9 protein-coding genes and 2 pseudogenes are annotated in these 11045 nt (G+C 36.6%); 1 reads left to right on the top strand and 10 read right to left on the bottom strand.

Going from position 1 to position 11045, the window contains the following annotated elements; all coding sequences use genetic code 11:
- From ACED25_RS22130 to ACED25_RS22090, 9 genes and pseudogenes are all read right to left on the bottom strand, one after another.
- Window positions 1-224, bottom strand: a 224-nt coding sequence (locus ACED25_RS22130) for a peptide deformylase (protein ID WP_371696112.1), incomplete at its 3' end; no start/stop codon positions are given.
- A 623-nt stretch (window positions 225-847) separates the two neighbouring features.
- A pseudogene (locus ACED25_RS22125) lies at window positions 848-1261 on the bottom strand (IS5 family transposase); the annotation flags it as partial.
- A gap of 879 nt (window positions 1262-2140) precedes the next feature.
- Window positions 2141-2635 (bottom strand): annotated as a pseudogene (locus ACED25_RS22120) (IS5 family transposase); the annotation flags it as partial.
- A gap of 157 nt (window positions 2636-2792) precedes the next feature.
- Window positions 2793-4061, bottom strand: coding sequence for an acetyl-CoA carboxylase biotin carboxylase subunit family protein (locus ACED25_RS22115; RefSeq protein ID WP_371696111.1), 1269 nt, complete (start codon window positions 4059-4061; stop codon window positions 2793-2795).
- A gap of 1 nt (window position 4062) precedes the next feature.
- On the bottom strand, window positions 4063-4947 hold the full coding sequence (locus ACED25_RS22110) for a TauD/TfdA family dioxygenase (protein WP_017099399.1): 885 nt from the start codon (window positions 4945-4947) through the stop codon (window positions 4063-4065).
- A 13-nt stretch (window positions 4948-4960) separates the two neighbouring features.
- On the bottom strand, window positions 4961-6013 hold the full coding sequence (locus ACED25_RS22105; protein WP_102579852.1) for a SidA/IucD/PvdA family monooxygenase: 1053 nt from the start codon (window positions 6011-6013) through the stop codon (window positions 4961-4963).
- Window positions 6003-7097 (bottom strand): pyridoxal phosphate-dependent aminotransferase, encoded by a 1095-nt coding sequence (locus ACED25_RS22100; protein ID WP_102579853.1) that lies wholly within the window; start codon window positions 7095-7097, stop codon window positions 6003-6005. The genes ACED25_RS22105 and ACED25_RS22100 overlap by 11 nt, the downstream gene beginning before the upstream one ends.
- Before the next feature lie 97 nt (window positions 7098-7194).
- Entirely contained in the window at window positions 7195-7884 is a 690-nt protein-coding gene (locus ACED25_RS22095; RefSeq protein ID WP_017099402.1) for an iron-containing redox enzyme family protein, read from the bottom strand.
- Between the two features lies 1 nt (window position 7885).
- Window positions 7886-8839 (bottom strand): hypothetical protein, encoded by a 954-nt coding sequence (locus ACED25_RS22090; protein ID WP_017099403.1) that lies wholly within the window; start codon window positions 8837-8839, stop codon window positions 7886-7888.
- 485 nt (window positions 8840-9324) lie between these two features.
- Between ACED25_RS22090 and ACED25_RS22085 the strand changes: the two genes are divergently transcribed.
- A complete protein-coding gene (locus tag ACED25_RS22085; protein ID WP_157939753.1) occupies window positions 9325-9645 on the top strand; it encodes a LysE family transporter in 321 nt (106 codons plus the stop codon).
- 94 nt (window positions 9646-9739) lie between these two features.
- Here the strand turns inward: ACED25_RS22085 and ACED25_RS22080 are convergent.
- Window positions 9740-11045 (bottom strand): tyrosine-type recombinase/integrase (locus ACED25_RS22080; protein WP_371696110.1); only part of this gene is annotated, 1306 nt, incomplete at its 5' end.

The following is an 11045-nucleotide window of genomic DNA, read 5'->3' as shown; positions in this document are numbered from 1 at the left end:
TTAACCAAAACTAATGGTTCATCTCGACTTTCGGAAAGGTCAATAATAACAACGGCCTCTTTACGACCAACTTGAGTTGAAGCCAAACCAATACCATTGTCAGTCGCATATAACGTTTCCAACATGTCGTCTATTAATGTTTGTACCGTGGAGAGATCTTGCACCTTTTCCGCTTTGACCTTAAGCCTTGGATCTGGTGCAGTCAGAATTTCTAAAACTGCCATATTTTCCTTCTATTCTTGGAAGCTCATAACGCTTTCTATACGTCGACTGTCCGTATTTTATGGGCCAATAATGCCTTCTTTCTTTTTAACCTTCAACAATACCAACAGATATGACGGGGTAAATAGCCTTTGCATATAACTTGGACAACACATTGCTTCAGATAACCTTTCGTAGGGGAAAGCTCATGAACAGGTTGTAAATGAGTAAAAGGTCTAGATTACAATGGGGCAAAGGTGAGTTAGTGGTATCGCTCTATACGATCGCTCTATACGATGTGATCACCAAGCGATTCTGTCGTATCGTAACTACCAACCGACTTTGTCGTTCGCTTAATTACCGAGGGAAATTGACGGTCTCTATTTTTACGTAATCCTTTTACTAGTGTTACGAATTAGTCAGGGGGATATAGGATGATCGTTATGGATACTCAATCTCAGCTTACCGTGGATATCATCGCGAAAGTTGCTCTCGGTAAAATCTCAATTACTAATCTAAGCTCCTCAATAAGTCTCGCAGAACCATTAAACGTTATCTCAGGCGATATCGCTCTGAATAACTGCTGGGATGGAAAGTCACCTTATATGCTATTAAGTATTGTTTGTGCAGATCAGTTCGGGAGTAATTCTCCATCCGTCCCATGTTTTTTTAACTTTCCATTCACCTTCGCCATAAACCTTAAGACCAGTCGCCTCAATGGCTAGGTGCTGTATCGCCCCTCTCGTTTTTGTCTTAAATGAGACCTCAACTTACTTAGCTCTACGACTGATTCAAGTGTAATGCGGACAATTTAACGGAACATGGGCAAGTCTAAATATCGAGTCGATAAATCCTTGCAGCGCTCTCTGTGACATAGAAAAAACTCGTTTCACCATGAGCGCTGTCGTGATAGCTAAATCACTGAACCGACGTGGCCTCCCGCACTAATTCTGTTTGCTTTGCGCCCAGCCACTTATCGCCTCTTCATCAATCCAAAAGGTAAGAGAACCACGGTTAATGAGTGATTGATTGTATTTGTTTTATAACGTGGTTTAGGCATAAGGCTACGATAGGGAGTAAATGTAGCTGATCAGATCGTAGGTTATCTATTTAGTTATCGATCATAGTTCCACTCCTGCAAGCGTAGAACTGGCTCCATCATCAAGTTCCTATCCCAGGCACTGCTGCATCTTACCTTTCGTTTTCCGATGACTTTTCTTTACTACTAGATGGTTCAGATACTTAACTTAAAACTGAACTGTTCCGCCAGACTAGACACTCAATTAGGAGACATTTTTTTCAAAGTTAACTGGGCCTAAATAGAGACTTATCTTCCTTGAGTCTAACCATTTATCTAGTTAAACATAGACTTTCGGAGCTTATCACTTTGAGTAAAAAGTAAAAAGTAAAAAGTAAAAATAGAATAAAGCAGATGATGGCAAGTCCTGAAGATATTCCCAACATCAATAAGCTTTCTTCATATATCAGAGGTAAAGCTATTGAAAAAAAGCGAGTATGACAACAAATAATTCACACACCGCCCCAAAAATAGGACGCTGATGACGAAACACTGCCCATTGATAAACCATTGTTGCTAACCTCCTTGTGGCTTAACCTAATTACCCTCTTGCAGGTAAAATACGTTCAGGTAAACTTTGTTCCCGATTTAGACTAAGAAATCAGCTTCGGTAACGTCTGATACACCTTATTGTTAGATTATTTTAAAACAACAAAACCCTCTTACTCAGGGGAGTAATTTTACTATTATTATGTTTAATGAGCATCTCCTCGACAGTAAGGTGATTATCAACCCAATTAATACCAACCCACACCTAATCAAAAAATCTGCAATGGTTAAATACACAAAATTCTATTTATATCATTTGGCTTTGTTGCGTAATTAAATTTAGAGATAAAGGCACCCCGTTTCGGGTATTTCTTAGTCAATACGGCAAGTTTCAGGCATACCTAACCCTGTGAGCTTGTTCAACGCTTTTATGATCGCGTAAATTTCACCCACTTGTGCATTGTAATTTCTTAAACTTAAACGACCACCAAGCAACTGTTTAACTCGATACATCGCTGTTTCTGAGAGGGAGCGTTTGTGGTAACCATGCCGCTCTTTCCAATACTTATTTGAGCCATATAACTTCTAGCAACCTACTGCGAGATTTCGGTGATGACCCCGTTCCCAGAAGGCAGCCCCTTCTCTTGGAGGAATAAGCGCAACGGCTCGCTTAATCTTAATCGCATCGTGACACGCTCTCGTATCATAAGCGCCATCACCAGACACCTCAAGGATACTTCGGCGTGTTTGTTTCAGTAAATTCGGGAGTACTTCTCCATCTGTAACCGTCGATAAACTTAGCTCGGCGGCAATGATTTCATGAGTGCTTGTATCCACGGCCATATGCAGCTTTCGCCAGACTCTACGTGATAAAAGAGCATTAAACAAACTGGAAGGATTAAGCAAGCCTGAAACAATAACGCTCGCCTAATAGTTAGACATGTAAGGGCTCTTGTCTCAAAATTTGAATTTGGAAACAAAGCCCCATAAAGCATAAACAATAATGCATAAAACTATTACCAATTTAAATTTCGACAGCGCGAACAGGGCAATAGGCTTGCAAGCTTTCAAAGTCAGCTCTTAACTGGACCAAATCATCATTAAAAAAGGTTAAAACACCTGCAGTGTCAACAAGAGAGTTTGATTCTACAATGTCACCCACTGAGATATGCCATTGCAGTTCGTATTGACTTTGCAATCTGGGCTCCAGTAATTCAAGCACTTTACCATTCTGAACAGGCAGTAAGGCTGAAACAACATTGTTGCTAAATTTAGGTTTAATGTACTGCTTAATATCTAACCCGCAGCTCAACAAGAGGGTTGCATCGACCATATTAACATTACTATTTTTTTTGTGATAAGGGACCCCAATTCCACCGGGCACACGGGCTGCTATCTCTAGAAACGTAATTTTTCCATTGTCGTTTGAAACAAACACTTCTAAGTGAGTGGAGCCATTACGAAAACCAAGAGCAACTATTACACTCTGATTGAAAATTGATAATCTCTCACATAATTTCTTATCGAGGACAGGGAAAACTGATAAAGGTTTTCCTAAGACAAAGTCAAAGTTAGAGCACCCTAATTCCAAGATACCCGAAAAATAAACTTTGCCGTCCACAACTATTGAATCACACTGATACATTTTACCTTCTATAAACTCATCAACCTCATAGGAAAAATTATATTTATTATCCTCTATCATTTCGATAAAATTTTGAAAATCATATAAATTATTTACAATTTTAACATTTACACTACCTGCCCCACTTGTAGGTTTTATAACCAAGATCTCGCCTAACGTTTTAGTCAAATTTTCATAATACTCTTTTTCACTACTTTTCGCTCGCCCAACATCTAAACACGTATGTTTAGGAATACTATTGCTCATCAATTTTCCAACTATTTCCTTCATTAGTAACTTATCTCTGAACTTCAACATGTCACTTGGCAAATCTCCTTTGATATTTAGAGCCTCTCTAACATACGCAGCAGTCAATACATTATCTTCTTGCTGGCAAAATATAGAAAAACTATTAGAAGGGTTGATATCCGAGATCTCATCAAGCAAAATTTCTATTATATTTTCATGGGATAATACCGGACGTAGGCTACTATCCAGTGAGCTCGAAACTTTGTGAATTTTATCTAGGTAAGGAAGAACTCTCTCATCAACATCCTCACTTTCGCTTATAAATAAAGTAATTTTAACTCTGCTGGATAGCATTCCTAAAATAATATCAGAACCTAAACCAATGTAAGTCTGAGAAATTAAAACTAGATTTTTTATCATATTACTCTCCATAATGAATATTAATCCTGTGTAAAATTCTGCTACCCTCTTTTGATTCACAAGGTGAAATGCCTTTACCGCAATGAATAGTAGAAATATTATCCCAAATAATTATCTCACCTTTAGTGTAAGAGTGTTCATAATATTTCGAATTTTCAAAAATAAAATCTTCCAATAAATTCAAAATAAAAATAGATTCTAGTTCGCTTTTGCCTTCAATTTTAAATGAGCTTCCACTAGTAGCAAATAGTGAGGCTGTGCCAGTAATTGGATGTCTTACTACAAGGTCATGCAGGCAATGTTCATGCTCTTTACATTTTTCGCTTGATAATTTTTGCTCATATTCCTCCTTATCTGTAATTTTTCTTCTGTTACCAAATTTATGAAGCACTTTAGTTGACTGTAAATCAAGGCCATAAAGCTCTGATAACTCCCTATGAAAATTAATATTATTAACGATAGATTTAAGTCCTGATTCTAAGTCGAGAAACATTGTTTTCGGTCCATTTTTAGGAGCATTTATTGCATATAACGAAGTCGCAACACCAACCTCTCTACGATAAGCCATGTCACTGTGCCAGTAAGCACCACCATAAAGGACACCGTGCTCCCTAGCATCGGAATCAACATAATTCGATATTTTTATTATTTCTGGTACATGCTCTAGAGCGAATTCAGATAGAATATGAGTAATTGGCTTCCCAAATTTTGACATAAAAGATAAATATTCTTCATCGGAAAAAAATTGGTCTTCTATAATTATAACTTTATATTTAAAAAGGATGTTCTTTATCTTTAATATTAAATCATCATCAACTTTTCCTTTTGAAAGGTCGAGTTCACTCAGTCTACAACCAAAACCATCCTTTAACTCATTAATCAACATTTTCACTTTCCCCTTAGTTATAACACTCCATCGTATTAATAGATCTAGCTCCGGCTAAAGTTCCTATAACGGAAATATTTTTACTTCCAGACTTAGATTTAACTTTACTAACAAAACCTTTATCGTTTAAATACAGCCCCTTAATATTATTATCTGGCAAATTACCAATTGTACCAATCGCTGAAACAACTATAGAATTTTTGATATTTATAGAAATCACTTTATTACCGTAATCCTCTTCAACTGATAGATTATCGTAACAACGTCTTGCAATATGATTGTTATTTTTTTTGCTTTCAACCAGGGCTGAAATGCAATCTTTAGAGCGAGAAAAATTGCTATATATAAAAAAACGTGACTCTACCAACTCAGAAGAACTCTGAGATTTCCATATATATTCAATGGTCTTTTGAGATGGTGCTCTGAGTGCGAACCGATCCTGATTTTCTTGTGGATAAACTCCTAGATATTCGCGAGCCAATACGGTTGATTTAAACCCCCTTTCATAGGCTGAAGTAGCAATTTGGAAGGCTGAATTTCCGCTACCAATTATAAAAACTTCGTAGCCAAGTTTTTCTAGACATTTATCAGATTCAAAAAATTGATATGCTGAAAAGCAATTTATTGTATTATAAGAATCTATCACATTTGGTATATTCCTAGGTTTTATACCTGTAGCAATTATCAAATTTTTAGTTTCAAATTCTACTATCTCCCCATTGATTATTACGTGGCAGGAATAAATATCTTTCCTTTCCTCTATAAATGAAACAAATCCTAGAACTACTTCAATCGGATAATTTTTAATACAATCTGTTATATAGTCTATATAATTAGCCGCATTTGGGGTTAAAGAATTGTCGAAAATATAATCGTTTATAGATTTTTCATGATGTTTAATATCAAGCTCGTTCTTGTATGACTGCAGTTGCTTATATCCCATACAAGACATGGAACCACCTAACTTGTCGGAAATAATTAAAACTTGTTTCCCCTCAGAAATTAACCTTTTCGTTATCAGAGCGGCAGAAGGGCCACCGCCCAAAATTATATATTTATCTTTCATCGATTTTACCTATATTTAAGCTACTTAACCTATCACACGCTGTAAGTAAATCTGGGCGCCTAACGGAAAAAGAGAATCGAATAATTTTACTTTTACTTGTATGAAATTCATCCAAGGGAAGCGGTGTCACTCCACATTGATTTGTTATAGATATACATATTTCTTTTGCGGATTTAGATGTTGTCAAATCATTACAGTCAACAGTTACAAAGTGACCACCTCTTGGATAATAGGCCTTCATACCTTTATTAATAAGTGTTGAGTAAAGGATATTACGATTTTCTTTATAGTATTTTCTGAATCTATTTGCTCCCTCACCACCATACCTATCTATCATACTAGCAGCCGCACGCTGAATTATATCTGCAGTACAATTTGACATATGCATGTGGTAGGAGTTGGAAATTCTTATATTTTTTTTTGAACCGACTAACCAACCAACCCTTAAACCGGATGCTGCTAAGGACTTAGAAAGTGAGCCTGAAATTAAAACTTGGTCAATTATCTCAGATAGCTCATTATATGGTATTTTACTGGAAGTATAGTTGAACTCTCTATATACATCATCAACCAATAAAAATGACTTTTTTTCTGTGCATATACTTATTAGCTCCTGCCACACTTCGCTAGAAATAACCATTCCTGTAGGATTATGTGGCGTATTGATCAATATTGCTGTTTTATTATTTATTTTTTTTCTAACATCATTTACATTTATTTCAAATTGATGATTATTTATTAAAAGTCTACTAGAAATAAATCTAATCCCTGCCATTTTACACATCATTGGATAGTAGGAATAGAATGGTTCTGGTACGACAATTGATTCATATCCCAGTGTCTTTAAGCAATACATACTACATAAAAGTGACTCTGTACAACCAGAAGTTATAATTGAGTGATAATTATCCCCATACATAGATTTTATTCTACTATTAAGCAATACAGCGCCTTGTACAGGCATGTATTGCCAATTACATCCCTCTCCAGATGACATATATTCACTCCAATCTCTATCATATATATTTATAGGTAACCCTTGAGAGAGATTAATTGATGACTTCATTTTTGATAACTTAGACATATATCCATAAATATTATTCAAACCATTGCCTACCAAATTTTTTAAAAATATTAAAAATTTGCAGCAGAATAATTAAAACTGCTGCTTTAAATTAAAATTATTTCGTTAATCGATGAAGCCCATTCCAGAAGTTTGTTAGTGATTGCAAAACTTCACTGGCCCCAGATATCAATTCTTCTCTAGCCCCATCTCCACCTTTACTAGCTTCAACCAATGCATCTTGGATCCAGTCAACATGATTAGATTCAATTAATATATGTAGATAAAAATAATTAAAATCTTCATGTTTCCAACCATCGTAGAGTCTAAATCCTTCATATAAATTTATAATCATCGGAAGTCCAAATTCTTCGATGACATAGTGAGCACCTATTGCTTTATTAGGACTTTCTTCCAAGAATAATCTATTTAGATCATTAATTAATTGTCGAGTTTCAGTCGTATAATCTACAGATTTGTAATCATCCAAAGTAACTCCTATAGCACTTAGTGACTCTTCAAACATCGCAAAATGTGGGGCACCTCTCCCATCGCCCAACTCGGACACAACAGTCCGACTAATCTTCAATCTAATTAGTTCGTCATCTACACGCGGAGCTAAACCTGATAAAATTTCAGGAAAAGTTCTTATGTAAAAGTAATATTGTTGAAAAATCGATTTTATTTTTTCTAATGGTAACTCTTTTTCTCTAAATGTTTTGTAAAATTGGTTTTCGTTTATATTAGACTCCTCGATCATGCTTTTAATTACTTCAATCACTTCACATTTACTCTTCGTAACTTCCATTTTATTCCCTTACCGTTTTTTTCGACTTGTAATAATTTGCAAATAAAACACTAATGCAAACAAGAATTACTAAAATGGGCACAAAATAATTATCCCAAGATAAATAAAAATATTCTAAACCCAGTGCAACACTTGGAACTAAAGGTGTTATAATTGAAACTCGACCCGACCCCAACGTCACTATTGAATACTGTAATAAATATATTGGAACCACTATAAATGTGAGAGATAATATAGCCATGTTTACCAATATCGTAAATTCTGATTCATATAGAATCCTTATGGAATCATGGCTTGAGAAAAAAATATAAATGAGTAACATTATAAACCTCGATGCTAAAATATTTAAAACCGTAAATCCTCTCTTATAAAAAATAAACTCAGAGTACACCATATACAAAGCAGCTGTTACTCCTGCTATGGACGCGTATATAACCCCTTGTATCAAAGAGTCATTTATACCACCGTCAAAATAAACTCTAGTGTAACCAAGTAATCCCAAGAAAAAAGCCAAGAACAACACTGATATAATAAGACTCTTCTTAGGTAGTCCCTTATGTATTAGATACTCCACAACAATTACAATTATTGGTATCCATCCTTGATAAATAGCTGACTCTACAGAGGCTTCGATTTTCTGAAGAGCCATGAACATAAACAACCAACAAAATAGCGTTAATACATTCAAAATCGCTACCGATTTAAAGTTAGTGATAATAAAAAAAGTAAAATTCCCTTGTTTTAAACAGAATAATGTAAAGAATGAAAGCTGAGCAACCAATACAGTAAAAAATATTAGTGCCTCTGAATTAAAAGTCGAGAACGAATAGTTAACCCAAACGGATGATACAGCAGTCGCTAAACAATATAATCCAATAGCTAACCATCCTAGTCTTTGCGTTAATAGAGGGTTATGCTTTAGATAATAATCATTAAAATATTTTTTCTCGGCCATTATCGAAATTCCTTTTATACCCACTTATTGCCTGGATTTAACCTTAATTGTTGGAGCCAGCTATGCATCATGATCAGTAAACATACTCTCAGACAGGAGGTAATACCTTAAATTATTAATAGATAAATTATTTAAAATAACTATACCCAAGCAAGAGTTAGCTACCTTTCTTAGTTTATATAGAACAGTCAAGCATAGGAACCAAATGAACCTTCGACGGTAAAATTCAAACTCAAGCCAACTAACATGTATAATGGCGATATTTTCAACCCAAGGCTCACGTATGGGTTGACTGGTCTAATATCCCAGAATCAGCTGCTAACAAATTGCTTAATGAGACAGTTAATGTTCGGCGATTTTGGGTTGGTTAAGTTTATTTATTACAGGAGGTTGCTTTAAGGGCTGTTAGTTTTCCTCTGATTTTTAGTTGCCGATTACATTTTTATTTTTCTGGCTTTGTCGGTTTTCTAGCTTTGACAAATATTATGGATGAGTTTTCGACAGTGATAAAATTTGTCGGGATTACTTATCTGTTTTGGTTGGCTCATATCACTTGGACTTATTATATTACCGATACCTCGGCACGTACTTCGGATAACGGAGTACCTGCCTCAACTGTTGGTTTGCTAATAACCCTATTGAATCCGAGAGCAATATGGATATATGGGCTTATTTCCCGAATTTATCGATTTACAATCAGTTTATGTATCAGATATAGCGATGATATTTGCGATTTCAACGTTTTCTGTGGGCGGTTTTTAGCAATCAATAGAGTTTTACTTACAACAACGGCCTTACCTCGTTGACTGCTCTTACAACGTAAAATTAGAACAGATTGGCTTAAAACTTGCTCTATGCTTTAATTTTGATGTACTTATGTTATTCCGACAGATATTTCCATCACCATTCCCAAAAATCCACTTCATATCTAAACCGTTCAACCTCCTCATCGGTCAGTTCCGGTATTGCTTTGATAGGTCTTCCTCTGCGTTTAGGGGGAGATTTCGTCAGCTTAGGTTTGGATGCTCTTACTTTTCGAGTTTTAGGGTTACTCACAAGCTGACCTGATAATATTCCACTAATAACTTCCCCTATCGCCTCAGCAGATTGCGATACTTGAGCATCATCCACGTGAGCATAACGAAGCGTGGATGAAATACGCGTGTGACCCAACAGTTTCGACACCATTGGGATAGGATACCCCTCTAGCACCGCATAACTGGCAAAGGTATGGCGCAAGTCGTGAATACGAACATCCTCGAAATTGGCTAAGGCTCGCACCTGTTGCCATACCATACTAACCTTAGTCGACCGACTCACAAAATTACGTAAAGGTACAAACACATCATCAGGTGACTCGCTACATTGCGACCATGCCTGCTTGGATATGTCTGAAAGGAGCTGTTGCGCTTCCTTGCCCACATACACCACCTTCGCACCCGTTTTGCTGTCCGGCAAGTGCCACTCCCTGCCTTTAACAAAAGACCATTGCAGTCCTGTTACCTCTGAAATTCGACATCCCGTTAACAGCACCAGCTCTAGCACCTGACAACAGCACGCTTCCATATCACCTTGCTGGCTGACCACCGTTAATTCGTTATGCAACCGCGCTAACTCGTCCAAACTCAAAAAACGATTGAGCTTTTTTTTACGATTTTGCTTGAGACCATCACAAGGGTTTTCCATGCAATAACCTTGCTTCACCGCATATTTGAAGATAGAACGAAGCACATCAAGATTACGGTTGGCAGCCCCTGCGTAATTCTGGCTGAGTTCATCAAACCAACGATGCACATGAAACGAATCAATACGGCTGACAGGAAAACGTCCAAACTCAGGCAACAAATGCCTTCTTAAGGCGCTCGACGCTGTCCCTTGCGTACTCAGTTTCCATCCCTTGCAGACCTTCTCCATCCATTCTTCTTTCACCAAAGCATCGAAACGGATCAACCGTATCGGTTTCGTCTCTTTGTCTAAAAAAGAGGCCTGTAAAGCTTGTACGTGTTGTCTCATTTTTTTTAGTGTCAGTTGCCCCACTGTCCCCAACGTCTGATTGGGAATGGATAAATGAGTCACATAGAAACGGCGACCATCGGTATAAACTCGAACCCCTAACGCTGGAACTTGGGTATCCCACACCGTATACGTTCTAGTTTTTGAATTCAGTGATTGAATGACTTTAGAAGTGAATAACAGTGACTTCATG

Source organism: Vibrio sp. 1F263 (genome assembly GCF_041439035.1).
GTDB lineage: Bacteria > Pseudomonadota > Gammaproteobacteria > Enterobacterales > Vibrionaceae > Vibrio > Vibrio tasmaniensis_A.
Note: the sequence above shows the minus strand (reverse complement) of the source record. Positions and strands in the feature narration are given on the sequence as shown.

Coding starts and splice junctions, on each gene's coding strand:
- ACED25_RS22110 (WP_017099399.1), bottom strand. CDS start 4,947: ATGTTGATTAATGAGTTAAAGGATGGTTTTGGTTGTAGACTGAGTGAA.
- ACED25_RS22105 (WP_102579852.1), bottom strand. CDS start 6,013: ATGAAAGATAAATATATAATTTTGGGCGGTGGCCCTTCTGCCGCTCTG.
- ACED25_RS22095 (WP_017099402.1), bottom strand. CDS start 7,884: ATGGAAGTTACGAAGAGTAAATGTGAAGTGATTGAAGTAATTAAAAGC.
- ACED25_RS22090 (WP_017099403.1), bottom strand. CDS start 8,839: ATGGCCGAGAAAAAATATTTTAATGATTATTATCTAAAGCATAACCCT.
- ACED25_RS22085 (WP_157939753.1), top strand. CDS start 9,325: ATGGATGAGTTTTCGACAGTGATAAAATTTGTCGGGATTACTTATCTG.
- ACED25_RS22100 (WP_102579853.1), bottom strand. CDS start 7,097: ATGTCTAAGTTATCAAAAATGAAGTCATCAATTAATCTCTCTCAAGGG.
- ACED25_RS22115 (WP_371696111.1), bottom strand. CDS start 4,061: ATGATAAAAAATCTAGTTTTAATTTCTCAGACTTACATTGGTTTAGGT.